Consider the following 24565-nt stretch of genomic DNA (forward strand, 5'->3'; position numbering starts at 1 on the left):
ACGCAGCCCCCGATCCAGCCTGCCCCGGCACCAAGCCAGGCGCCGGCACCGATCCAACCTGCACCGATTCAGCCTGCGCCGACCGAACCTGCGCCGCCGACCAGCCCGTCCGCGACACCGGAACCGTAAACCCCAACGGGAGTTGCACCAGGAAGTCCCAGCCCGGACCAGTACAGTGGTCTGCTGGCAACGAATTCCACGCATGGACAACTTTCCGAGGACGCAGCCTGTGACCCCCTTGTACCCGATTCCACTGACCCTCAACGACGGTACCGCCACTGATTTCGGCAGATTCAAGGGCAAAGTGGTGATGGTGGTGAACGTTGCCTCCAACTGCGGGTTCACGTCCCAGTACGCGGGCCTGGAAGCACTTTATGAAAAGTTCCGGGACCGCGGGTTTGAGATCCTCGGCGTCCCATGCAACCAGTTCGCCGGGCAGGAGCCCGGCAGTGACAGCGAAATTGCCGAGTTTTGCCAGCGGAACTTCGGAGTGACGTTCCCGCTGACCGCCAAGGCGGACGTCCGCGGCAGGGACCGACACCCGCTTTACGGGGAGCTCACCAAGTTCAAGAGCGGACTGCTGCCCGGATTGGTGAAGTGGAACTTTGAGAAGTTCCTCGTCAGCCGGGAGGGCGAAGTGGTGAACCGCTTTGCGCCGACAGTGGAGCCCGATTCGGCGGAGGTTATTGACGCCGTCGAGGAAGCCCTCGGCTGAAAAAGGCCGCTTTGACCGAACGTGGCAGCGCAAAAGCGCAGTTCTTCTACCTTTTTCCACATCAGCTACGGCGATTTACCCAAAGTTAGCCAAATGTCTGATTGGATAAACCTTACTGAAGGGTACAAGGGAAACGCCGTTTCCCACCGACCACAGAGGCAGCAATGGAGCACATCGAGGCCGAACACCCCCGGCCACGCCACTTCCTACTCCACCTGAGCGATCCCCACTTGATGGGAGGGCCGGATCCCCTTTACGGCGTCGTTGACAGCGAAGCGCGGCTCATCCAACTCTTTGAAGAGGTAAAGGCGTCGGGGGCGCGGCCCGAAGCTGTGATTTTCACCGGTGACCTTGCAGACAAGGGCGATCCGGAAGCCTACGTGAAGCTCCGGGCCATCGTGGAGCCGGCGTGCCAGGAGCTGGATGCAGAAGTTATCTGGGCGATGGGAAACCACGACAACCGGGCGAACTTCCGGAAGGGCCTGCTGGACCAGCCCGGGAGTGACGCTCCCGTGGACCACAGCTATTTTGTTAATGGGCTGCGCGTCATCACCCTGGACACGTCGGTGCCGGGTTTCCACCACGGCGAACTTAGCGACTCCCAGCTGGACTGGCTGGCGCTCGAGCTGGAGACACCGGCTCCGGACGGCACCATCCTTGCGCTGCACCACCCGCCCGTCCCATCCGTCCTCGACCTCTCGGTCCTGGTTGAGCTGCGGGACCAGGCATCCCTCGCCGCGGTAGTCCGCAACTCGGACGTCCGGACCATCCTGGCAGGCCACCTGCACTATTCCACGACGGCGAGCTTTGCGGGGGTTCCCGTCTCCGTCGCCTCCGCCAGCTGTTACACCCAGGACCTCAATGTTCCTGTTGGCGGCACCAGGGGACAGGACAATGGACAGTCATTCAACCTCGTCCATGTGTACGAGCACACGATCGTACATTCGGTGGTTCCCTTGGGCAGGTCCACGACGGTGGGTGAGTACGTTCCGCCCGACGAGACAGCCCGCCGGCTGGAGGCCGCCGGAGTCCGTATTCCTGAAACCAGCAAGCAGCGGAGCAGCGCCAGGGCGGGCCTGCCCACAGGCCGTTAGGGCGCGCCCCCAAAGCGCTGCAAGGTCCGTGCCGCCGGCACGGACCTTGGTTCGGGCGTCCTACTTTTCCCAGGGCGCCTTGATGGGGAAGTACTTCTCCAGGAAATCGGTCACCAGTTCGGCGCGCTCGTCCGCCTCCACCTCAGGGAAGCTGCCGTCATTCAGGCAGAAGAAGTCCATGTTGCGCTTGGACAACAGCTTGGGCAGGTAGTTGAGCCCGGCCCGCATGGTGGTGTCCACGTACCGGACCTTCGCCGCCGTCTGGGTTACCGCGCGGCCCGTGAGCAGGGCGTAGTAGTGGTAAAAGGAGTTGGTGACGGAAATGTTGTCCGCCGCCCGGAACCGGCTCGCCGCCGTCTTCCGGAATTCCTCCGGGAACTCGCGTTCCATCCTGGCCACAACGCTGCGCCGCAGCGGCGCGGCACTGTGCTCCAGGTGCCGCGTGGTGATCCGCCCGAACCGGTTCCACAGCAATTTGCGGTTGACGCGGGCCGCGTTCTCGAAGCCGCTGCGCTCTGCAGCGTTCTCGCCCAATCCAATCCGGGTTTCCGCCTCGATGAATTTGGTGATGCCGCCCGGCGTGAAAAACAGGTCTGGACTGACCGGCCGGCCGAAGAACATGTCGTCATTGGAGTACAGGAAGTGCTCTGAGAGACCCTCAATGTTGTGGAGCTGGCACTCCACCGCCTGTGAGTTGTGCGTGGGAAGCACCGAGGGGTCCGAGAAGAACTCCTCACTGCGCACGATGGTCACCGACGGATGTTCAGCCAGCCATTCAGGTGCCGCTGAATCTGTGGCAATGAAGATACGGCGGATCCAGGGAGCGAACATGTACACGGACCTGAGCGCGTACTTGAGTTCGTTGACCTGCCGGAAGCGGGCCTCGTGGTCGTCGCCTTCGCCGAGGACAACATCTTTCTGCTGCGCCCGCCGCGCTGCAATGTACTCCGGGGAGCTGCCGTCCACCCAGGAGAACACCAGATCGATATCGAAGCTGATGTCGCTGGCGTGGTCAGCGAACATGTTCTCGATGGTCGGCCAAGTGTGGCCGTAACGCTCGACGGTGCCGCGGACGGCGTCCTGCCGGAGCAGGGTCCTGCGCGTGAGGGAATTCTCGATCGGCAGTGTGATCTCATCAGCCTTGAAGGACCAAAGCTCGATCTGTACACCTGCGGAAGCACCGAACTCGAAGCCGCCGGCCGGTTCCACCCGCGGGCGGTACAGGCGGAAGATGCGCGCCTGCCGATTGTAGGAGAGCTCGCCGTCCGCCACCAGCAGTGAGGTTTTTTTCTTGGCATCCACGGTCATGGAATAGAAAGGCTCGTCCCGGCAGGCCTCCACCAGAGCGGCCCGTAGTTTCTTCCTGTCTTTCCAGTCCAGGGCGATGACGGGCCGGTCATTGTTGCCCCTGACCAGCAGGTACGCCAGGTCCGCGTTAGCCAGCACATTGCGTACGAACAACAGGTCCTCCACCATTGCCTGGTAGGGAGTCCTGTTGTGGTTGATCAGCGCAATGCGTCCCTTGTGCCTGATGACGTCAGGTCGGGGGTTAAGCCGCTGTTCAGCCTCGGCTGAAGTGATTTCCGCGTGAAATTGTTCCTCTACGGATGCCTGGCCGCCGTAGTAGACCTCGTCCTGTACCGGTGCTTCTGTAATGGTCGTCTCCGTGCTCGTCATAGTATGCGTTTCTACCTGCATGATAGCCGCGCGGGGGAAACAGCAGGTTTCAGGCGGGGTTGCCCGGGGTATGGAACCGGGTTAGGCGCCCAGTTCTTCCAGCCAGCTGCGCAGGAAAGCGCCGCCGGCGTCGTCGTGGATGACGGTGGCCTCGAGTCCCAGGTCCGCGGCGGTCAGGACAGGGTAAGGCTTGTCCGGAACGCCATCGGCAGGCCGGACATCCACATGCTTTACCGGGTGGTCGTTGTGGTGAAGCCAGTCAGCCATGGCGTAGTCCGTGCGGGAATCTCCCACTGTCCGCCAGGCCTGTGGCGTGATGCCTTGGGCGGCGAGCAGTTCCACTGCCCGGCTGGCGCCGAGATCCTTGCCGAGCCGCACCGACTCAATGTCTGTAGAAATGATGGTGGGGTCCACCCGGTAGTCCACTTCGTCGTCGGAATTGGGGGCATGGTGGTCCAGCCGGACCACCCCCAGCCCGTGGCGGCCCATCAGGTCCATGGCGTCAGCGTCGAAAAGTTTCTGTTCGGCCAGGTAATCGGTATCGACCACGCCAATGTGCTGTTCTACGGACACCATGGCCCGCTTGGTTTCATCGAAGAACATATGCGCCGCGTAGTCCTCTGCCACCAGCCGCCTGACGTCGTCACCATAGGCTGCGGGCACCGCCAGGTCGCGGTCCACGTGGATGGGACCGGGACCTGCTGACGTATAGCTGAACCACACGGCGCCTTTTTCACAGATGGCGTGGATGATGGTACCGGCCGGAATGCCGGCAGCGATCATCGGTTCCATGACCTGCTCACGGATGAAGGCATCGGAGCGGCCGGTGTTGAAAATGACGGGAATGCCGGCAGAGGCCAGGGCAACGAGATCCCGGATGATGTCCTGTTTCACATCGCGCGTAACCGGACTTGCAATTGGCCCGTCCACATCCAGCAGCAGCGCGAGGGAAGGCGTGGCCGGGTGGTGTACGTCTGACGTGGAGGCGGCAAGGAACTCGGATGCTGTCATGCCTCCATTCTGTCAGCAGCACCGTTATGTCAGCACCGTGAACTCCCGGTGCCGTCCCGCGTAGACGACCGCGTGTAACACTTGGTCACTGTTTGGCTACAACCTGCCCGACGGCGTGCTGGCTACTTTCGCTGGGACCATCGGGTGCCTAGGGTGGCATGGTGATATTCAAAGCTGTGGGCGAGGGCCGCCCTTACCCTGACCATGGTTACAACACCCCCAAGGAGTGGGCTGCGCTGCCCCCGCGTCCGGTCAGGCTGGACGAATTGGTGACCACCAAGCGCACCCTGGACCTGGAGGCGCTCCTGGCCGAGGATTCCACTTTCTTCGGAGACCTTTTTCCGCACGTGGTGCAGTACCAGGGAACCCTTTACCTGGAGGACGGTCTGCACCGCGCCGTCCGGACCGCCCTGCACCAACGCACGGCGATCCATGCCCGTGTACTGGTCATAGATGGCTAGGAAGAAGCAGCAGGACGCCAGCGTCCTCCACGGCCACCACGTTGTTACCGGCCCTGAGTTGCGGGCCGCGTTCGAAGCCGACAGCGGCGCCGATGACACGGTGCGGGTGCGCCGCCGCGTGCTGCATGCGGTGGTGCTTGTGGTCCTCATCGGACTCATCGTGGCCGCGATTATCACCGCGCTGGCCATCATCAACGGGCGCCTGAAGATTCCTGCCGCCGAGCCTGCGCAGGAGACTGTCTCCACCTGCCCCGCGGCGACCTTCGACTACACCCCCAACGACAAGATCAACCTCAACGTCTATAACTCCACGAGCAGGCCGGGCCTGGCGCGGTCAGTGGCGGACGAGTTCCTGGCCCGGAAGTTCGTTGTAGGGGCGGTGTCCAATGTCGAGGCCAGCTACCGCGGCGTCGCCGCCGTGGTGTCCGGGGCTGCCGGCCAGTCAGCTGCGTTCAGCGTCCAGCGCAACCTGCCGGGCTCGGATTACTTCCAGGACGGCAGGACAGATGGCAGCGTGGACGTGATCCTTGCCCAGGACTACGCTGCGCTGGCCCCGGCGGAGCTCGTTGACCAGACGCCAGGCACCCTTAGCTGCCCCCGCGAAAGCCGCCGGATCGCGGACGACGACAAGTCGCCCGTCATCCCCTCGGCGGCACCCGCGCCCTGAGTCGAACCCGCAGATGCGCTATCGGGCCTGGTTTCTAGGCTGGCCTGGCGGGGACTAAAGGTGGCAGGCGCTCAGCTGGCAACGGCGGGAAGCGAGGCAAGGCGGACGGGGCGGCCGGCGTCGTCGAACCTCGCTCCCGCGCCCAGCTGGATGAAGCGCACGGTCCTGGCCACCCTGGCTTCCAGCTCCGCGGGCTCGTCACTGCCCCTGGCCGCGCTGGAGGACAGCGTGCCAAGGATCAGCTGCGCCTGCTGGCCGATGTCCGCCGTCGGCAGGTACCCCTGCTCCATCCCATCGCGCAGGATGCCCTGCAACAGGACGCTCAGCTCGCCCACATGGTCCGCGAGTTTGGCAAAGGACGACGGCGACAGCACGGCTCCCATCGCCGGCCCGGGCGGCAGGTGGCGGCGGCTGAGGTCCACCACCTGGGCGCGCACGTACAGTGCCAGCCGTTCCACCGGGTTGTCCAGGCGGCCAAGGGCTTCGCGGAGCTCGGACAGGAACTTCTCCGTCTCCTCAAGGGCATAGGAGATCAGGAGCTCTTCGATGTCCGCGTAATAGTTGTAGACGGCGGTCCGGCCCACCCCTGCGTGCCGGGCCACATCCGTCATGGTCAGCCCGGGAAGGCCGTGGGAAAAGAGGAGCTCGCCAAAGGCGGTGAGGATGCGGCGCTGTGTTTCCGCGCGCTGCTCGGCGTTGCTGGCCGCTGAAATCCTGGGCATGTAGACACTTTACCGCGAAGTGTCACCAAACCGCGGTTACGGCTGGACGCAGCCGTCCGGGCCACAGGCTTCGCCGTCGGTGGAGTTCACCAGCACCAGCGGGTTGGCATCCTGCCAGGCCTGCGTCAGCGCTGCGGTGAACGTTTCGACTGGCTGGGCGCCGGAGAGCCCGAACTTGCGGTCTATGACGAAGAAAGGGACTCCGCTGATGCCCAGGGCGCGGCCTTCCTCGAAATCGAGGCGGACGTCGTCGGCGTACTTGTCCGTGGTGAACAGCTCATCCGCTTCATCGGTGCTGATGCCCAGATCGAGGGCGAGCGACGTCAGGTATCCGCGGTTGCCGATGTCCTTGCCGTGCTCCAAATGGTCGCTGAGCAGGCGTTCCTTGGCTTCGTCCTGCTTGCCGTGGGCGGCGGCAAGATGGATCAGGCGGTGTGCGGTGAAGCTGTTCGCCACCACCACCGAATCGAACCGGTAGTGGAGGCCCTCGCCCTTGGCCTGCTGCGTGACGTGGTCAAACATCTGCGAAACCTGCTGCCGGGGCATGCCCTTGCGGCTGCTGAGGTAGTCCAGCTCCGTCCCGTCGTAGTGCTCGGGGAGGGTGGGATCCAGCTGGTAGCTGCGCCACGTCACGTCCACCGCTTCCTTGTGCGGGAAGGCCGCCAGGGCTGCCTCAAAGCGGCGTTTTCCGATGTAGCACCACGGGCACGCGACGTCCGACCAGATCTCAATCTTCATATTGGGGCCAACAGCGGGTTTCCGGCCACCATTCCTGGAATCGGTGTTAGATACCGCACACAAGGTCTTGTCCCCGGGGTGATCCTGGGCAATAGTCAGAGTGTGGGTTCCACGGACGTCCCCGGGTGTTCGCTGGTTCCCGCAACGCCGCGGCCCGAAGCAGGTTCTGCGGATAAAATTGCTTGGCCAACTGGGGAGCCCGGCCTGTTCTAGGCGAGGCCAGGAATGCGGATAGGACTGGTTGCTGGACCATGGATTCCGGTTCCACCGTTAACGTACGGTGGCACCGAAAGGGTAGTGGACAGCCTGGCACGGGGGTTCCATGAGGCTGGACATGAGGTACTGCTGGCAGCGTCCCCGGAAAGCAGCTGCCCCGTGCCGAGGGTTCCCGGAATGCGGCCTGCCGAACAGGGTGGTTTGAACTGCACCCTCTCGGAGCTGAGCCATGTGGTCAGGGCCTACGAGGGGCTGCAGGACGCCGACATTATCCATGACCACACGATGGCCGGACCGCTGTACCTGCACCGCCCTGACCGGGTTCCTTTGGTAACAACCATGCATGGACCGCTCACTGCTGAGTCTGCCGACATCTACCGGGCCATTGCACGCAGGGGAGCGGTCATTGCCATCTCAAGGGACCAGACCTCCCATGTCGCGGGCGTTCCAGTGACCAGGGTGATCCATCACGGCATGGACGTCTCCTCCGTGCCGGTAGGATCCGGTGCCGGCGGCTACCTGTGCTTCGTCGGGCGGGCCTGCCCGGACAAGGGCCTGCTGGAAGCCATCATGGTTGCCCGCGAGGCGGGCATGCCTTTGCGGATCGCGGTCAAGATGCGCGAGTCAGAGGAGTTGCGCTACTTCCATGAGGTCATTGAACCCCTGCTGGGACCCAACGAAGACTTTGTGGGGGAAGTCAACGACGAAGCCAAATACAAGCTGATGGGTGAAGCGCTGGCCTTCCTGAACCCCATCCAATGGTCGGAGCCCTTCGGGCTGGTCATGATCGAGGCGCTTGCCACCGGTACCCCGGTGATAGGCACGGCCGTGGGGTCCGCGCCCGAAATCATCGATCATGGCCAGACCGGATTCTTGGGGCGTACGCAGCAACTGGCAGGCTTTGTACAGGAGGCGGAAGGGCTCAGCCGGGCAGCCTGCCGGAAGGTTGCGGAGGATCGGTTCAGCGAGGAACGCATGGTGAACGAGCACCTTTGGCTTTTCGAGAGGCTGGTTGCAGGGGAGCCGCCGGCAGGGGTTCCGGATACCGTCAGGTTGCACCAGAATTTTTAAGGGATGGTCTTGGGAATCCGCGAAAAGTCCGCCGCCTAGCGAAGGAGTGCCTTCATGACCGCATGGAACGCCGATACTGAAGCGGGCGCATCCGAATCAGGGTCGGTCACGATCGTGGAAGGGTCCTCGTTCTGCATCTCGTCTGAAACGGGCGACATTAGTGCTGACGCCGGCGCAAATGGGGCATTTTTCCAGGACACCCGCATCATCTCCCGCTGGATCTTGCGGATCAACGGCGCGCTTCGTGAGCCCCTCGTCGCCCAGAAGCCGCAGCCCTTCGGAGCCACCTTTGTTGGCCGGGCAAAGTGGCCGGACGGCAGGTTCGACAGCCCCCTGGTGGTCCGCCAGGCCCGTCACGTCGGTCCAGGCCTGCAGGACGACATCACCCTGGAAAACTTCTCGGCCGAGCCCGTGGACTGCGAGATCGAGCTGCTCCTGGATGCCGACCAGGCCGATCTCTTCGACGTCAAGGGCGGCCGGACAACGCGGGGCGCTGAGGCGACGCGCGAAGTAGTTGACGGCAGCCTCGTGATCGAGGCCGGCCGCCACGGGCAGCGGCGGGGAACCTCAATCAGGGCGGCAGGTGCCGACGTCGGCACCGATGGACTCCGCTTCCACGCTACGGTGCCTGCCAGGGGCAAGTGGGCCACCAGCGTCATTGTGGTGCCACTCGTCAACGGACAGGCACCGGCCGATCCTTTCACCGAGGAGCGGCTTCCACGCCACCGCGAAGGGGTACGCCGGCACCGGGCCTGGGAGGAAAACGTCCCCCAGGTCACAGTGACGGACAGCAACCTGCAGCAGGTGCTTAACCGTAGCCAGAGCGACCTGGGCTCCTTGCGGATCTTCGACGAGCACCATCCCGGCCGGGTGGCGGTGGCAGCTGGGGCGCCGTGGTTTATGGCCCTGTTCGGCCGGGACTCGCTGCTCTCGTCCTACATGAGCCTGTTGGTGAGTCCGAAACTGGCGGCCGGAACGCTGCAGACCCTGGCCGGGCTGCAGGGAACCAAGGTGGATCCGGACTCGGAAGAAGAACCGGGACGAATTCCGCACGAGGTGAGGCTGGGTGTGACTGCCGGGCTGTCGCTGGGAGGCATAGCTTATTACGGCACAGCAGACGCCACCCCGTTGTTCGTGGGCCTCCTGGGCGAGTTGAGCCGCTGGGGCCTCTCTCGCGAGATCATCCACCCGCTGCTTCCGCATGCGGACCGTGCCCTGGACTGGATTGAGAAATACGGTGACCGCGACGGCGACGGATTCGTTGAGTACAAGAGGCCTAATGACCACGGGCTGGTCAACCAGGGCTGGAAGGACTCGTGGGACGGTATCAACTTTGCTGACGGCACCATGGCAGAAGCTCCTATCGCCCTGTGCGAAGTTCAGGCGTACGTCTACTCCGCCTATATCGGCAGGTCGCTGCTTGCGCGCTGGGACGGCGATGTGGCTCTGGAACAGCATTGGGCCGACAAGGCCGCTACCCTCAAGGCTGCCTTCAATGAAAAGTTCTGGCTGCCGGACAAGGGTTATTTCGCGGTGGCGCTGGACAAGGACAAACGGGCAGTGGATGCCTGTACCTCGAACATGGGCCATTGCCTCTGGACGGGCATCGTGGACGAGGACAAGGCACCCTCCGTGGTGGAGCATCTGATGTCGCCCCAAATGTTCTCAGGCTGGGGCATCCGCACCCTCGGGTCGGACATGGGCGCCTACAATCCCGTGAGTTACCACAACGGTTCGGTCTGGCCGCACGACTCTGCGCTGGTGGCCACAGGGCTGATGCGGTACGGATTCGTGGAGGAGGCGCGGCGGGTTGCTTCCGGCCTCATTGACGCCGCCGAACACTTCGACGGACGGCTGCCGGAACTGTTTTGCGGTTTTGACCGCGGCGAGTTCGCAGGACCTGTGCCCTACCCCACCGCGTGCTCACCCCAGGCCTGGGCTGCGGCGGCACCGGTGCAGCTGATGCGCGTGCTGCTCCGCTTCGACCCCGTCTACACCCACGGAGTGGTGCACTTGGCGCCGATCCTCCCCGAGGACATGGGCGATTTCGAGGCTGCGAACGTCCTTATCGACACCTCCCGAATCACTATCAGGGCCCACGGGACCGGCGGCAGCATTGATGGGCTCCCACCGGGCCTGAAGCTCTTATCGGAACCACGTCCGCCCCTGGCCTACCCGCCAAAGGCTCACCAGCACGCCTGAAGGCACAAGCATGCTGGCACCGAGGCTGGTGCAGCCGTCAGGGGACCGGGCGCTCCAGCACGAAGTCATGCTCCACGGTGCTGCTCAGTTGGAACGATTTGGTGCCCACCTTGCGGAATCCGGATTTTTCGTAGAAGCGGACGGCCCTGGCGTTCTGGCTGTTGACACCCAGCCAGACGCCCAGTCCTCCTGCTCGCGCAGCCGCATCCAAACTGGCGTGCATCAGTTCTGCAGCGGCACCGAGCCCGTGGTGTTCCGGGTGCACATAGCACTTGCTGAGTTCCACCGATGGCAGGATTCCCAGCACTGAAACCACGTCCGGGTCTTCTGCCGGCCGGTTCACCAGCAGGCTGTAGCCGCGCAGGTCGCCGCCGGCATCGATCACCAGGATGGTGACGTCCGGGTCGGCGAGGTACGCCTGGAAGTGCCGTTCGCTGAGCGTGTTGGCAAGGTGCGCCGCGATGTCCTGAGGCGACGATGACGGCGGGCACGCCAGCGGAAAGGTGACGGCCGCCAGCACAGCCAGCGCGCCGGCGTCGTCCGTTGTTGCCTTTCGGATGGAAGGTGTCATGCAGGGATTGTACGTGGCCTGCCTTCCGAGTTTCTGTCCAGGTATGCAGGGCTCGAAGCCGCCTGCATACCTGGACAGAAACTTTTCGGGTTACTGCTTGAAGGCGGCGTCGAAGGAGGTGTTCGACGGCGGGAAGTCGAACTTCTTGAGGGCGGCGAGGGCTTCGGGGGCGCCGTGGAGGCGGTCCATGCCGGCGTCCTCCCATTCCACCGAGATGGGTCCGTCGTAGCCGATGGCTGACAGGGCGCGGAAGGACGCTTCCCAGGGGACGTCGCCGCGGCCTGCGGAGACAAAGTCCCAGCCGCGGCGGGGGTCGCCCCAGGCGAGGTGGGAGCCCAGGACGGTGTTGCGGCCGGTTTGGCGGATCTTGGTGTCTTTGCAGTCCACGTGGTAGATCCGGTCTTTGAAGTCCCAGATGAAGGAGACGGGGTCGATGCCCTGCCACATCATGTGCGAGGGGTCCCAGTTCAGCCCGAACGCTTCGCGGTGGTTGATCGCCTCGAGGGTGCGGACGGTGGTCCAGTAGTCGTAGGCGATCTCGGAGGGGTGGACTTCGTGGGCGAAGCGGACGCCGTTTTCGTCGAAGACGTCCAGGATGGGGTTCCAGCGGTCGGCGAAGTCCTGGTAGCCGGCGTCGATGACTTTTTCGGGGACGGGCGGGAACATGGCGACGTACTGCCAGATGGAGGAGCCGGTGAACCCGACCACGGTGTCCACGCCGAGTGCCTTGGCGAGCCGGGCGGTGTGTTTCATTTCCTCGGCGGCCCTTTGGCGGACGCCTTCGGGGTCGCCGTCGCCCCAGACCTTGGCGCCGACGATGGCTTCGTGGCGGAAGTCGATGGGGTCATCGCAGACGGCCTGGCCCTTGAGGTGGTTGGAGATGGCCCAAACCTTCAGGTTGTACTTCTCCAGCACGGCGAGCTTGGATTCGACGTAGCCGGGTTCGTCCCAGCGCCAGGCGTCCAGGTGGTCCCCGGAGACCGCGATTTCCAGGCCGTCGTAACCCCAGCCGGAGGCCAGGCGCGCGACTTCCTCGAAGGGGAGGTCGGCCCACTGGCCGGTGAACAGGGTATAGGGGCGGGGCATGTCAGGCTCCTTCGGTGGTGGTTGCGGCAGGCCGGGCGGCGGGAGTGAGCTGGATGGTCGAGCTCTTTGCAGCGGCCGACTCCTCGACGGCAGCAAGGATGCGCTGGACTTCCAGCCCGTCCTCGAACGACGGCGAAGGTTCAGTGCCGCCGTCGATGGCGAGCAGGAAGTCGCGGACTTCGTGGGTGAAGGTGTGCTCCCAGCCGATGATGTGGCCTTGCGGCCACCAGGCGTCCAGGTAGGGGTGCTCGGGTTCGCTCACCAGGATGCGGCGGAAGCCCTGCTCACGGGCAGGCGCAGTGGCGTCAAGGAACCGGAGTTCGTTAAGGTTCTCCAGGTCGAACATGATGGCACCCTTGTCGCCGTAGACCTCCAGCTGCAGGGAATTCTTCCGGCCGGTGGCCACCCGGGAGGCCTCCACTGAGGCGACCACCCCGGAGGCGAGGGTCAGCGTTGCCCAGGCGGCGTCGTCGACCGTTACGTCTTCAAGCCCCTGGGCGCCGGGCCGGCGGCGCACGAAGGTCTGCAGGCGTCCCGAAACCTCCGTGACCTGGTCATCGAGCAGGAAGAGGACCTGGTCGATGGCGTGGGAGGCGATGTCCCCCAGCGCACCGGAGCCTGCGGTGTCCTTCTTCAGCCGCCAGGTCATGGGCGCGGACTCATCGGCGAGCCAGTCCTGCAGGTAGGCCGCGCGGACCTGGCGGACGGTACCGAGCCTGCCTTCCGCGATCAGCTCCTTCGCAAGGGCCAGGGCGGGAACGCGGCGGTAATTGAACCCCACCATTGACTGCGCACCCTTGACCCTGGCTGCCTGGGCTGCGGCGGTGATGGCCTCAGCCTCGGCCAGGGTGTTGGCCAGCGGCTTTTCCAGCAGCACGTGCTTGCCGGCTTCGAGGGCTGCGATGGCAATCTCGGCGTGCATCCAGCCCGGGGCGCAGATGTCCACGATATGGATGTCGTCCCGGTCCAGCACCGAGCGCCAGTCGGTGGCCGTTTCGCTCCACCCGTACTTGGCGGCGGCTTCCGAGACTGCGGCGGCGTCCCTGCCAACGAGGATTTTCTGTTCGAAGGCGGGGACGTCGAAGTAGCTTGCCACGTTCCGCCACGCGTTCGAATGTGCCTTGCCCATGAAGGCGTAACCGATCATCGCTACGCCCAGCGGGCCCCTGTTGCTTGGTTCCTGCCTCATGCGGAAGCCCCAAGGGTCAGCGTTTCCGGGGCCCAGTCTTCGGGGAGCGCGGGCGACGCGGACGCCGAGCTGGCCACGTCCACGAACGTCCCGGATTCCACGGATTCGTTGATGGAGACCATGGCATCCAGCACGTGGTAGGCCAGTTCGCCTGTGGCCCGGTGCGGGACACCTGCGCGGATCGACCTCGCCATGTCCAGCACCCCCATGCCGCGGCCGTTCGCCGGGCCGGTGGCGGGGATGGTGGTCCAGTCCTCGTCGCCTGCGCGCCACAGCTTGATGTTGCCGTCGAAATAGTTGGGGTCCGGCAGTGAGATGGTGGCCTCGGTGCCGGTGATCTCCACGAAGCCCATCCGCACGCGCGGAGACTCGAACGAGAACACGCTGTGCGAGGAAGCGCCGCTTTCGAACTGGGCCATGGCGGACACGTGGGTGGGGACCTCCACGGTGAACTCTTCGCCGGCTTTGGGTCCCGAACCGATCACGCGGATTTCTTTGGCCTTGGACCCGACGGCGGCCACTTTGCGGATGGAGCCGAAGGCCTGGATCAGGGTGGTGAGGTAGTAGGGACCCATGTCGAACAGGGGGCCGGCGCCGTGCTGGAAAAGGAATGCCGGGTTTGGATGCCATGATTCCGGGCCCGGGGTCTGGAAGGTGGTCATCGCGGTAAGGGGGGTTCCGATATCGCCGCGCCCGATCAGTCGCAGTGCGGTTTGCAGGCCGGCACCGAGGAACGTGTCCGGAGCGCAGCCGAGGCGGATCCCTGCGGCGTCAGCGGTTTTGAGCAGGCCCACGCCGGATTCGCGGTCCAGCGAGAAGGGCTTCTCGGTCCAGACGTGCTTGCCGGCGTTTACGGCGGCCGTGGCAACTTCGACGTGGGCGGCCGGGATGGTCAGGTTGACGATGATTTCGACGTCCGGGTGGTTCAGCGCCTTTTCGACTCCGCCCCACTCGGGGATGCCATATTCCTTGGCGCGGGCTTCCGCCGCTTCCTCGAACAGGTCCGCGATGACGTGCACCTTGAGGTCCGGGAAAACGGTGAGGTTGTCCAGGTACTGCTTGCTGATGTTCCCGGCGCCGATGACGGCAACGCCTACCGGACCGTGCCCGGTTGCGGCGTTCAGGGGCGATGCGGCGCTCATGCTTCTGCTCCTGCCGTGGCGGTGCCGGACTCCTGCAGGAACTTCAGGCTCTGGGCGATGCCGTCGAAGATGTCGCCGTCGTAGTCATCAAACTCCACCACTCCCGCTTCGAGCGACTTTGCTGCTGCGATGACGTCCAGGACCGCCACCTTGCCCTTGCCCGCCGGAAGCTGGGCCTTGGTGTCTGTGGTCAATGGCCCGTCTTTGATGTGGATGAACTTCACGCGGTTCCCGAGCTTGGTGAGGATGTCCACGGGGTCCTGGCCGCCGACGGCCACCCAGTAGGTGTCTACCTCCAGAACCAGTTCGGGGTCCAGCAGGTCTGCGAAGTACTCCAGGGCGGTCCGGCCCTCGATGATGGACTCAAGCTCCCACTGGTGGTTGTGGTAACCCACCCGAACGCCGTATTCTGCACCCTTTTTGGCTGCCTCGTTCAGCTGGGCGGCCGTCGCCTGGACGTCCTCGGCTGACTGCCAGCGGTCGGCGGGAATAAAAGGATCGATCACTGTGGTGATGCCTAGTTCCTTGGCTGCAGCGAAAATTTCGTCCTGGTCCTGGCTCAGCAGCGGTGCATGGCCGGAAGGCGCGGTGAGGCCATTCTCCTTCAGGGCCGCGCCGAGTTCCTTGGCGGTGGCGACGAAGTTGTAGGGCTCTACCTGGGCGAAGCCGATCTCCGCCACTTTTTTGATGGTGCCGGAAAGATCCTCCTGGATAGCGTTCCGCACGGTATAGAGCTGGAGGGAATAGGACATGTGGTCTCCTGAGTTTCGTACTCGGTTCCGGGCTGCGGGGAGTGGTCTTGGCCACAGCCCCTTGGTCTACTGCAAAGCTAGGGCTACTTTTGCTTTGCGTCAAGCAAAAGTTGACCGCGTGACATACAGAAGTAGCCGTGCTATCTATTTCCTATGACCAAGACAGCAGGCAGCACCGCGGCGTCTGAGCCTGCCACAGCCCAGGGTGGGGCAGGCGACCTGTTCCAGCTCCTCCGCGACGGTAAGGCGCGGACGCGGGCCGAACTGGCGCTGACCACCGGTCTGGCACGCTCCACAGTGGCAGCGCGCATTGACGCACTCATCGCATCAGGACTGGTGGGCCCTGCCGGTGAGGCGAACTCGAGCGGCGGAAGGCCGCCGTCGCGCTTTGCTTTTAACCCCGCGGTGCGCGTGGTGTTGGCGGTGGATGTAGGGGCCACCCACATGATCGTCGCCGTCACGGACCTCAACAGCAACGTCCTCGCCGAACAGCGCCTGGCGCAGGATGTAGCGGACGGCCCCGAGGCCGTCCTGGCCCGTGCGCTCAAGGAGGGATTGTCGCTCCTGGCCGCGGCAGGGCGGGATGCGGCTGATCTGGCAGGTGTCGGAATCGGCTTGCCGGGGCCGGTGGAGCACTCCACGGGCCAGCCCGTCAAGCCGCCCATCATGCCGGGCTGGGACGGGTTCGACGTCGTCACCTACGTCCAGCGCTCCCTGCCGGTCCCGGTGCTGGTGGACAACGACGTGAACATCATGGCGTTGGGGGAGCGGACCGCGCACTGGCCCGGGGACGACAATTTCCTGTTCATCAAAGTAGCCACCGGAATCGGCTCCGGGATCATCAGCAGCGGGACCCTGCAGCGCGGTGCCAATGGTACCGCCGGCGACCTGGGCCACGTGCGGGTCCCTCGAGGCGACGACGTGCTCTGCCGCTGCGGCAACTACGGCTGCCTCGAGGCTTTGGCATCCGGTCCGGCGTTGGCCGCGGAGCTGAACCGGCAGGGCGTGCATGCCGCGAAGGGCAGTGACGTCCTGCGGCTTGTGGCGCAGGGAAACCTGCAGGCCATCCAGGTGCTGCGCCAGGCGGGCAGGGACGTGGGCGACGTCCTGGCCACCGTGGTGAACCTGCTCAATCCGTCTGTCGTGGTGATTGGCGGAAGCCTGGGCCAGGCCGGTGAACACCTGATGGCAGGCGTACGCGAGGTGGTTTACCGGCGCTCGCTGCCGCTGGCCACGGCCCACCTTCGGATCGCACTGTCCCTGGCCGGCGACCGGGCTGCCATCCTGGGAGCAAGCCAGATGGTAACGCAGCACGTGTTGGCCCCGGCAGCGATCGAGGCAACCCTTCAGGCAACCGGGTAGCCTGCTGCGTCCCTTTCGGCCGTACCGGAGGACAGGCTGAAATTCGGTTCAGGCGGAAATCACACGCACGGGTGAGCCAGCGAGCCAGGCCTTCACGTCCTCCAGCGCCCCGCCGTAAAACTGCCGGTAGCTCTCCCGTGTGACGTAGCCCAGGTGCGGGGACAGCACCGTGTTGGGGGCACTGAGGAGCGGGTGGCCTGCGGGCAGGGGTTCGTGGTCGAAGACATCCAGCGCGGCGCCGGCGATCCAGCCTTCGGACAGGGCCCGCACCAGGGCGTCCTGGTCAACCAAAGGACCTCTTGCGGTGTTCACCAGGACGCCGTCGGGCCCCAGCAGCCGCAGCTCCGGTTCGCCCACTATGCCCTCGGAACGGGGAGACAGGCGCAGGTGGAGCGTGGCGACGTCGGAATTTCGAAACAGGTCGGCCTTGGACACTTTCTGCACCCCGGCCTCCGCTGCGTCCTCGTCTGCCAGGTTCTGGCTCCACGCAAGGACCTCCATGCCGAAAGCCTGGCCGTACGCGGCAATCCTGCGGCCTATCTTGCCCAGGCCCACCACGCCCAACGTCTTGCCCGCGAGTTCGAACCCCACCGCGCTCTGCCAGCCGCCGGAGCGGAGCGAAGCGTCCTCGGCGGGGATGTTGCGCGCGATGGCCAGGAGCAGTGCCCACGTCAGTTCCGGGGCGGCGGTGGGCGATCCGGGCGTACCGCACACCGTCATTCCAAGCTCAGCCGCCGCCTCCACGTCGATGGACGCGTTCGCCATGCCCGTGGTCACCAGGAGCTGGAGGGCGGGGAGCTTTTCAAGCACCTCCCGCGGGAAGGCCGTCCGCTCCCGCATTGCAATGATGATGGTGACACCTGCCAAAGCGGACACCAGAGCGTCCTGCGATGCAAACGGTTCCCGGTAGGAGGTGACCGCCACGCCGTCCGCCTCGAGGGAGGACCAATCCGCGAAGCCATGCGCCACGTCCTGGTAGTCGTCAAGGATGGCAAGCCGGTGCTGCATGGTGTGTCCTTCGTCCCGGAGTCTGCGGCTGTGATGTTCATCGTAAGGCAGGACCGGCACGCCGCCACGGGGAACTGCCGTGTTGGTGCCCGTGATAGCAATGGGGGTAATGAAACGTGATCACACCCCTAAGCCCTGCCGGTGAGGGCCCGCTTCCTCGCCAGGATTCCGAACACCTGGATCCTGCTGGCCTGCATCGGGCTGCTGGCGCTGAACCTTCGCGGCCCATTTGTGGCCGTGGCCCCGGTAGTGGATGTTATGCAGGCGGACCTGGGTTTTTCCCCTGTGGTGCTGGGGCTGCTGACCAGCATCCCGGTGCTGTGCTTCGCGCTCGCAGCACCCCTGGCTTCGCTGGTGGCCCGGGGGTATGGCGCCGAGTTCGCGGTGAGCCTCACCATCCTGGGCGTGCTGGCCGGGGTCATCGTCCGTTCGGCAGGTGGCCCGGCACTGGTGCTGGCGGGGACAGTGGTGATTGGCCTTGCCATCACCATCGGCAACATCGCCGCGCCCCTCATCATCCGCCGCGACTTCCCGCCCTTGCGGCAGGGAACGGCCATGGGCGTTTATACGGCCGCGCTGAACGTTGGCTCCTTCCTGACCTCGATGGTCACGGCGCCGCTGGCCGAACTGGCGGGGTGGCGGCTGGCGCTCGCGTCGGTGGGAGTCTTCGCTGTAGCGGCAATGGTGTGCTGGGCGCTCGCCGTCGGACTGCGCAATGCCTTCGTTCCTTCCCCCGCTGATGTCCCGGACGGACCCAGGGACGGAGCTGGTGCCGGATCGGCATGGACCACGGCGGGGCTGACGGCTGCGTTCGCAGGACAGGCCTTCTCCTACTACGCCGTCACTGCGTGGCTGCCCAGCTACCTCAATGACGAACTCGGCATGTCCGCTGCTGCGGCCGGAGCGGGATCCTCGCTGTTCCAGGTGTTTGCCATTGTGGGCGGCCTCGGCGTGCCGTTCGCCGCCAAGTACTTCAGTACGACGACGGTGGCCGTCACCTTGGGCCTGTTGTGGACCACAGTGCCGGCCGGGCTCCTGCTGGCCCCCGAGCTCTGGTGGCTGTGGTCAGTCTTTGGCGGGGTTGCCCAGGGCGGCGGGATTACGCTGATCTTCATCGCCATCATCAAGCTGGCCCGCGACCAGGTTGCCGCCGGCCGGATGTCCGCCACCGTCCAGGGGCTGGGTTACTGCTTCGGTGCCGTCGCTCCACCACTGGTGGGATACGTGCACGACGTCTCAGGATCCTGGACACCGGCCCTGCTCCTTATTTTGGCGTCGGTGCTGACGTTTTTCCTTGCTGCCACCCTCTCCGTGCGGCGGGTGCCCAAGGGGCGGTGACTCGTAACAGCAGCCCGCCGCCGTCGTGCTTTCCCCCGGCGTTCATCGTGCTTTCCCCTGCCGTCCCCACCCGGCCTCCCGGGACGCTCTCTCACTTAATGCAGATTAACGGCTGACGCTCTCTCACTGTCTTCTGGAAAGTGAGAGAGGATCTTTGGATGTGTTGCGTTAGGTGAGAGAGCGTCCGGTTGTCGTGGGGGTGGGGACGCCCGGCACCGGACCTGCTCAGGGGGTGCTCCGTCGCCGGGCCGACCCTCCGGATTTCGGAGGTGCCTGTTGCGGAGGGCGTGCCGGCCCGGCGGACGGAAGTCTGGTTATGCTGCAGCGAGCTCCTCGACCGATGCGCGTTCACGCGCTTCTGTGAGGTAGCGGGCGTAGGCGGGGAGGGTGAGGAAGGACGGGAAGTCCTGGGCCAGGGTGACTTCTTCGAAGATGTCGCGGGCGTCTTCGAAGCGGTCGCCGTCGAAGCGTTCGAGCCTTGCGAATTCCTCGTCGAGGAGTTCCTCTACCCAGTGGTGGGTGATGATTTCGCCGTGGTCGGTGATGGCGCGGGCGTAGATCCACTGCCAGAGTTGGGAGCGGGAGATTTCGGCAGTGGCGGCGTCTTCCATCAGGTTGTGGATCGCTACCGCGCCGTTGCCCCGGAGCCAGGATTCGATGTAGCGGATCCCCACTTCGATGTTGTTGCGGATGCCCTGTTCGGTGATGGTGCCCTCGGTGGCGGCAACGTTGATCAGAGCCCGGTCATCAGGGGTGACGTCGTCGCGGGTGCGGTCCAGCTGGTTGGGTTTGTCGCCGAGGATGGTGTCGAACACTTCGCGGCAGACCGGAACGAGGTCGGGGTGGGCCACCCAGGAGCCGTCAAAGCCGTCGCTGGCCTCGCGGGACTTGTCCGCGCGGACCTTTTCGAAGGCGTTGGCATTCGCTTCGGGGTCCTTGCGGTTGGGCACAGCTGCTGCCATCCCGCCGATGGCCATGGCGCCGCGCTTGTGGCAGGCGCGGACGAGCTGCTCGGTGTAGGCGCGCATGAAGGGCTGGGTCATGGTCACCTGGCCGCGGTCCGGGAGGACGAACCGGGGGCCGCGGGTGCGGAAGTTCTTGATAAGGGAGAAGATGTAGTCCCAGCGGCCGGCGTTCAGGCCCGCGGCGTGGTCGCGCAGTTCGTAGAGGATCTCCTCCATCTCGAAGGCGGCCGTGATGGTTTCGATCAGCACTGTGGCGCGGATAGTGCCCTGCGGGATGCCGAGGAGGTCCTGGGCGAGGATGAAGATGTCATTCCAGAGCCTGGCTTCGAGGTGGTTTTCGATCTTGGGCAGGTAGAAGTACGGGCCCTTGCCCTGGGCCAGCAGGCGGCGGGCGTTGTGGAAGAAGAACAGGCCGAAGTCAACGATCCCGCCGGCCACCGGGGCGCCGTCGATCAGCATGTGCTTCTCCGGCAGGTGCCAGCCGCGGGGGCGGACCACGATGGTGGGCAGGTCCCCGGCGGGGCGGAGCTTGTATTCCTTGCCTTCTTCGGTGGTGAAGTCGATCCGGCGCTCCAGTGCGTCGGTGAGGTTCAGTTGGCCCTTGATGACGTTGCGCCACGTGGGGGTTGAGGAGTCCTCCATGTCCGCGAGCCACACCTTCGCACCGGAGTTCAGGGCGTTGATGGTCATCTTCTTGTCCACCGGGCCGGTGATCTCCACCCGCCGGTCCTCCAGTCCGGGTGCCGGGGGAGCGACCCGCCAGGACGGGTCATTACGGACGTGCTCGGTCTCCCGCAGGAACCGGGGGTCCTGCCCGCCGGCAATCTCAGCCCGCCGGGTCCGCCGCGCCTGCAGAAGTTCCTGGCGCCGCGCCGCCGTCGCCCGATGCAGCTTCGCCACGAACTCCAGTGCGTCCGGAGTAAGGACCTCGTTCTGCCGGCAAATCGGCTGGGCGGTCAGGGTTATGCCATTAATCGTGAAGCTGTCAGTAAAGCTGTTCATTTCTGTCTCCTTAAAGACGAAAGGGAAGTTCGACGGCGGTACTGCCCAGGTGGGCCTGGAAGGGAAATCCTCCGCGTGCTATTCCCTGTCCCCGTCGTAAGACCTCGCAGAGCTCGGTCAACGACGGGGACAGGGCCCTTTTACGCACGCTTCCGGATTCCCCTTCCTGGCCAGCGACGGTCACGCTTAGATGAGTGCCGCCGTCGTGCCTCTTTGGTGAGCCAAGCGAACTACTCACCTGTGGGGAATGTGGTTAGTGGAACTGGCCCTCTTCGGTCGATCCGACCAATGCGAGGGTGGATGCGTTCGGGTTGAGCGCGGTGGCGATGTCGTCGAAGTAGCCGGTGCCGACTTCGCGCTGGTGCTTGGTTGCGGTGTAGCCGCGGGATTCGGAGGCGAATTCCTTTTCCTGGAGCTCGACGTAGGCGCTCATGCCTTCACGGGCGTAGCCGTGGGCGAGGTCGAACATCGAGTAGTTCAGGGCGTGGAAGCCGGCCAGGGTGATGAACTGGAAGGTGAAGCCCATGGCGCCGAGTTCACGCTGGAACTTGGCGATGGTGGCGTCGTCCAGGTGCTTGCGCCAGTTGAACGACGGCGAGCAGTTGTAGGAGAGCATCTGGTCCGGGAACTCGGCCTTGACGGCTTCGGCGAACTTGCGGGCCAGTTCCAGGTCCGGGGTGCCGGTCTCCATCCAGATCAGGTCCGAGTAGGGGGCGTAGGCCTTGGCGCGGGCGATGCAGGGTTCGATGCCGTTGCGGACCTTGTAGAAGCCCTCGGCGGTGCGGACGGGTTGTCCGCCTTCGCGGAGGATGAATTCCTGGTCGCGTTCGTCCACGTCGGAGGTGATCAGGGTGGCTGCCTCGGCGTCGGTGCGGGCGATGACCACCGTGGGGGTGCCGGCGACGTCGGCCGCGAGGCGGGCGGCGTTCAGGGTGCGGACGTGCTGCTGGGTGGGGATTAGGACCTTGCCGCCGAGGTGGCCGCACTTCTTTTCGGAGGCGAGCTGGTCTTCCCAGTGAACGCCGGAGGCGCCGGCCTGGATCATGGATTTCATGAGCTCGTAGGCGTTCAGCGGGCCGCCAAACCCTGCCTCGGCGTCGGCGACGATCGGGACCATCCAGTCCTCGACGGTCTGCACGCCCTCGGCGAATTCGATCTGGTCTGCCCGGAGCAGGGCGTTGTTGATGCGGCGAACCACCGTTGGGACGGAGTTGGCCGGGTAGAGGGACTGGTCCGGGTAGGTGTGGCCGGAGTTGTTGGCGTCAGCGGCCACCTGCCAGCCGGAGAGGTAGATTGCACGGAGCCCGGCTTTGACCTGCTGCACGGCCTGGTTGCCGGTCAGGGCGCCGAGGGCATTGGTGTACTTGCCTTCCTTGTGCTCTTCGGTGAGCTGCTTCCACAGCTTCTCTGCGCCGCGGCGGGCCAGGGTGTGTTCTTCGGTGACGCGGCCGCGGAGGCGGACGACGTCGGAGGCTGAGTAGTCCCGGGTCACACCTTCCCAGCGGGGGTTGGCGGCCCACTCGAGCTCCAGGGCGGCGGCCTGTGATTCTGTGTCCTGGCCGGACGGCTGCTGGGTGGGCTCAAATGCTGCAGTCATCGTTGATCTCCTTGATTGAGCTCCGGGATCGGTAGGCGGGAACCGCGCCTTTGCGCTTCCCGCCGGCTTCCCGGTGCGTTGTTTCTTTCCGTGATCACTACTTTTCAGCACTTCCAACAGGGTTGGTAGAGAAAAACTGTGGAAAGAAATGCACTTCTTCCCGTATTCTTCAGAAATGTCGCTTACAAGCTGGAACCGGGAAGTTTCCCAGCCGCCGCCAGGGGCGGCGGTTGACCTGGACGTCATTTCACTCGGCCGCCGGGTACGCCACCTCCGCAAACAGGCGGGGCTTACGCTCGAAGGCCTCAGCGCCGCCGTCGGGACAGCGCCCAGCCAGCTGAGCCTGATCGAAAACGGAAAGCGGGAACCAAAACTCGGGCTCCTTCAGCACCTGGCGTCCGCACTGAACGTCAGTATCGACCAGCTGCTGGGAGCCGAACCGCCCAGCCGCCGGGCGGCCCTGGAGATCGAGCTTGAGCGGTATCAGCGCGGGCCCCTCTACGAATCCCTGAATCTGCCGAAAATCCGCATCAGTTCGCGGCTTCCACTCGATGTGCTCGAGGCCCAGGTGGGGCTGCTGCAGGAGCTCGAACGAAAGATGAACGAGCAGGTAGCAACTCCGGAGGAAGCCCGCCGCGCCAACGGTGAACTCCGGGCCATGATGAGGGAGCGGGGGAACTATTTTCCGGAGTACGAAGCCGAAGCACAGAAGGTCCTCAAGGAAGTGGGTTATACCACCGGGCCGCTGAGCCAGCACGTGATCGCGGACATTGCCGAGCACCTCGGTTTCACCCTGCACCATGTGGGCGACCTGCCCCATTCAACCCGCTCCGTCACGGATCTGAAGAACCGCAGAATTTACCTGACCCAGAGCCAGCGGCAGGACCACGATCCGCGCTCGGTGTTGCTGCAGGCCCTGGGCCACTACGTGCTGGGGCACGAAACGCCCAGGAACTACGGTGATTTCCTCGCCCAACGGGTGGCCACCAACTATTTCGCCGCAGCCCTTCTCCTCCCTGAGCAGGCAACTGTGGAATTTTTGCAAAAGGCCAAGGCCGCGAAGGAAATCGCCGTAGAGGATATCCGGGACGCTTTTGCCGTTTCCTATGAGACAGCGGCCCACCGCTTCACGAACCTGGCCACCAAGCATCTGGGCATCACCACGCATTTCCAGAAGACGCACCAGAGCGGGATCATCTACAAGGCCTATGAGAACGACGGCGTGAACTTTCCTCAGGACCATACCGGCGCCATTGAAGGGCAGCCCTCGTGCAAGGCCTGGACGTCACGCGCTGTTTTCGACGTACCGGACAAGTTCAGCGCCTACAGCCAGTACACGGATACGCCGTCCGGTACGTACTGGTGCACGGCGCGCACGGAACGTTCCGCCAGTGGGGAGTTTTCGCTGAGCATCGGGGTGCCGTACCAGCACGTGAAGTGGTTCCGCGGGCGGGAGACGACGGCGCGGGCTGCTTCAAACTGCCCCGATCCCACCTGCTGCAAACGCCCGCCGGAATCGCTGACGTCGGAGTGGGCAGGGAACGCGTGGCCCTCCGCCCGCGCCCACTCCCATCTGCTCGCCGCCATGCCGCCGGGCGCGTTCCCCGGGGTGGACGAAACCGAGGTGTACAGCTTCCTGCAGGCCCACTCGGGAAACTGAACGCTCTCTCACTTGCTGTGGTGTTTTCCTGAACGCTCTCTCACTTGCTGTGGTGTTTTCCCGAACGCTCTCTCAGTGCCTGCGGCAGGGTTTTGATCCAATCCGTGATCGGTGAGAGAGCGTTGCCCATTTCTATGCAGGACGTGATGGAGCGTTGACCTTCACCGGTGAAGCTTCCGGTATGCGGAAGCGCCCCGCCCCGCTGTGGGCGGGCAGCGATGGCGGCTGGGGGAACAGAGCGAACCAGGGCAGTACGACGGCGGCAGCCACCCGTCGTCGTACCTCGCCGCACCAGGACGCTCTCTCAGGTTCTGCAGGA

At 64.7% G+C, this 24565-nt stretch carries 21 protein-coding genes; 9 read left to right on the plus strand and 12 right to left on the minus strand.

Annotation, left to right across the window (positions count from 1 at the left end; genetic code table 11):
- Positions 1-229 precede the first annotated feature (229 nt).
- Together AC5RUQ_RS04930 and AC5RUQ_RS04935 are read left to right on the plus strand one after the other, a co-directional pair.
- Positions 230-715 (plus strand): glutathione peroxidase, encoded by a 486-nt coding sequence (locus tag AC5RUQ_RS04930; protein ID WP_493946253.1) that lies wholly within the window; start codon positions 230-232, stop codon positions 713-715.
- A gap of 164 nt (positions 716-879) precedes the next feature.
- Positions 880-1809 (plus strand): phosphodiesterase, encoded by a 930-nt coding sequence (locus tag AC5RUQ_RS04935; RefSeq protein WP_493946254.1) that lies wholly within the window; start codon positions 880-882, stop codon positions 1807-1809.
- 60 nt (positions 1810-1869) lie between these two features.
- On the opposite strand, the gene AC5RUQ_RS04940 is transcribed toward AC5RUQ_RS04935, so the two are convergent.
- Both AC5RUQ_RS04940 and AC5RUQ_RS04945 read right to left on the minus strand, forming a co-directional pair.
- A complete protein-coding gene (locus tag AC5RUQ_RS04940) occupies positions 1870-3507 on the minus strand; it encodes a stealth family protein (RefSeq protein WP_493946255.1) in 1638 nt (545 codons plus the stop codon).
- A gap of 60 nt (positions 3508-3567) precedes the next feature.
- Positions 3568-4497 carry a hypothetical protein gene (locus AC5RUQ_RS04945; protein ID WP_493946256.1) on the minus strand — a complete coding sequence of 310 codons (930 nt, stop codon included), beginning with the start codon at positions 4495-4497 and terminating at the stop codon, positions 3568-3570.
- A 161-nt stretch (positions 4498-4658) separates the two neighbouring features.
- Here AC5RUQ_RS04945 and AC5RUQ_RS04950 point away from each other — a divergent pair, with 161 nt between their 5' ends.
- A complete protein-coding gene (locus AC5RUQ_RS04950) occupies positions 4659-4958 on the plus strand; it encodes a type II toxin-antitoxin system VapB family antitoxin (protein ID WP_170850843.1) in 300 nt (99 codons plus the stop codon).
- Positions 4951-5625, plus strand: coding sequence for a LytR C-terminal domain-containing protein (locus AC5RUQ_RS04955; protein ID WP_493946257.1), 675 nt, complete (start codon positions 4951-4953; stop codon positions 5623-5625). Before AC5RUQ_RS04950 ends, AC5RUQ_RS04955 begins: the two co-directional genes overlap by 8 nt.
- Positions 5626-5696: 71 nt before the next feature.
- Here the strand turns inward: AC5RUQ_RS04955 and AC5RUQ_RS04960 are convergent, their stop codons facing one another.
- Positions 5697-6347, minus strand: coding sequence for a TetR/AcrR family transcriptional regulator (locus tag AC5RUQ_RS04960; RefSeq protein ID WP_493946258.1), 651 nt, complete (start codon positions 6345-6347; stop codon positions 5697-5699).
- 36 nt (positions 6348-6383) lie between these two features.
- A complete protein-coding gene (locus tag AC5RUQ_RS04965) occupies positions 6384-7085 on the minus strand; it encodes a DsbA family oxidoreductase (protein ID WP_493946259.1) in 702 nt (233 codons plus the stop codon).
- A gap of 225 nt (positions 7086-7310) precedes the next feature.
- On the opposite strand from AC5RUQ_RS04965, the gene AC5RUQ_RS04970 reads away from it, so the two are divergent.
- Together AC5RUQ_RS04970 and AC5RUQ_RS04975 are read left to right on the plus strand one after the other, a co-directional pair.
- Entirely contained in the window at positions 7311-8372 is a 1062-nt protein-coding gene (locus AC5RUQ_RS04970; RefSeq protein WP_493946260.1) for a glycosyltransferase family 4 protein, read from the plus strand.
- Between the two features lie 54 nt (positions 8373-8426).
- The gene (locus AC5RUQ_RS04975) at positions 8427-10574 is read left to right on the plus strand and encodes an amylo-alpha-1,6-glucosidase (protein WP_493946261.1); all 2148 of its coding nucleotides are present in this window, start codon (positions 8427-8429) and stop codon (positions 10572-10574) included.
- A 37-nt stretch (positions 10575-10611) separates the two neighbouring features.
- Here the strand turns inward: AC5RUQ_RS04975 and AC5RUQ_RS04980 are convergent, their stop codons facing one another.
- From AC5RUQ_RS04980 to AC5RUQ_RS05000, 5 genes are all read right to left on the minus strand, one after another.
- Positions 10612-11145: a GNAT family N-acetyltransferase gene (locus tag AC5RUQ_RS04980; protein WP_493946262.1), complete on the minus strand. Its 534-nt coding sequence runs from the start codon at positions 11143-11145 to the stop codon at positions 10612-10614.
- A gap of 90 nt (positions 11146-11235) precedes the next feature.
- Positions 11236-12231: a sugar phosphate isomerase/epimerase family protein gene (locus tag AC5RUQ_RS04985; protein ID WP_493946263.1), complete on the minus strand. Its 996-nt coding sequence runs from the start codon at positions 12229-12231 to the stop codon at positions 11236-11238.
- A gap of 1 nt (position 12232) precedes the next feature.
- Positions 12233-13420: a Gfo/Idh/MocA family protein gene (locus tag AC5RUQ_RS04990; RefSeq protein ID WP_493946264.1), complete on the minus strand. Its 1188-nt coding sequence runs from the start codon at positions 13418-13420 to the stop codon at positions 12233-12235.
- Complete coding sequence (locus AC5RUQ_RS04995; RefSeq protein WP_493946265.1) at positions 13417-14562, minus strand: Gfo/Idh/MocA family protein; 1146 nt, start codon at positions 14560-14562, stop codon at positions 13417-13419. The genes AC5RUQ_RS04990 and AC5RUQ_RS04995 overlap by 4 nt, the downstream gene beginning before the upstream one ends.
- A complete protein-coding gene (locus AC5RUQ_RS05000) occupies positions 14559-15314 on the minus strand; it encodes a sugar phosphate isomerase/epimerase family protein (RefSeq protein WP_493946266.1) in 756 nt (251 codons plus the stop codon). Before AC5RUQ_RS05000 ends, AC5RUQ_RS04995 begins: the two co-directional genes overlap by 4 nt.
- 153 nt (positions 15315-15467) lie before the next feature.
- On the opposite strand from AC5RUQ_RS05000, the gene AC5RUQ_RS05005 reads away from it, so the two are divergent.
- Entirely contained in the window at positions 15468-16676 is a 1209-nt protein-coding gene (locus AC5RUQ_RS05005; protein WP_493946267.1) for an ROK family transcriptional regulator, read from the plus strand.
- Positions 16677-16724: 48 nt separating this feature from the next.
- Here AC5RUQ_RS05005 and AC5RUQ_RS05010 read toward each other — a convergent pair whose 3' ends face one another.
- Positions 16725-17684, minus strand: coding sequence for a D-2-hydroxyacid dehydrogenase family protein (locus AC5RUQ_RS05010; RefSeq protein ID WP_493946268.1), 960 nt, complete (start codon positions 17682-17684; stop codon positions 16725-16727).
- A gap of 141 nt (positions 17685-17825) precedes the next feature.
- On the opposite strand from AC5RUQ_RS05010, the gene AC5RUQ_RS05015 reads away from it, so the two are divergent.
- On the plus strand, positions 17826-19022 hold the full coding sequence (locus tag AC5RUQ_RS05015; protein WP_493946269.1) for an MFS transporter: 1197 nt from the start codon (positions 17826-17828) through the stop codon (positions 19020-19022).
- Between the two features lie 314 nt (positions 19023-19336).
- Here the strand turns inward: AC5RUQ_RS05015 and aceB are convergent, their stop codons facing one another.
- Both aceB and aceA read right to left on the minus strand, forming a co-directional pair.
- Positions 19337-20989, minus strand: a complete 1653-nt coding sequence (aceB, locus tag AC5RUQ_RS05020) for a malate synthase A (RefSeq protein ID WP_493946270.1) — start codon at positions 20987-20989, stop codon at positions 19337-19339.
- A gap of 253 nt (positions 20990-21242) precedes the next feature.
- Positions 21243-22586, minus strand: a complete 1344-nt coding sequence (aceA, locus tag AC5RUQ_RS05025; RefSeq protein WP_493946271.1) for an isocitrate lyase — start codon at positions 22584-22586, stop codon at positions 21243-21245.
- 148 nt (positions 22587-22734) lie between these two features.
- On the opposite strand from aceA, the gene AC5RUQ_RS05030 reads away from it, so the two are divergent.
- Positions 22735-24246, plus strand: coding sequence for a helix-turn-helix domain-containing protein (locus tag AC5RUQ_RS05030; RefSeq protein ID WP_493946272.1), 1512 nt, complete (start codon positions 22735-22737; stop codon positions 24244-24246).
- Positions 24247-24565 lie beyond the last annotated feature (319 nt).

Source organism: Arthrobacter sp. MDT2-3, from assembly GCF_059090465.1.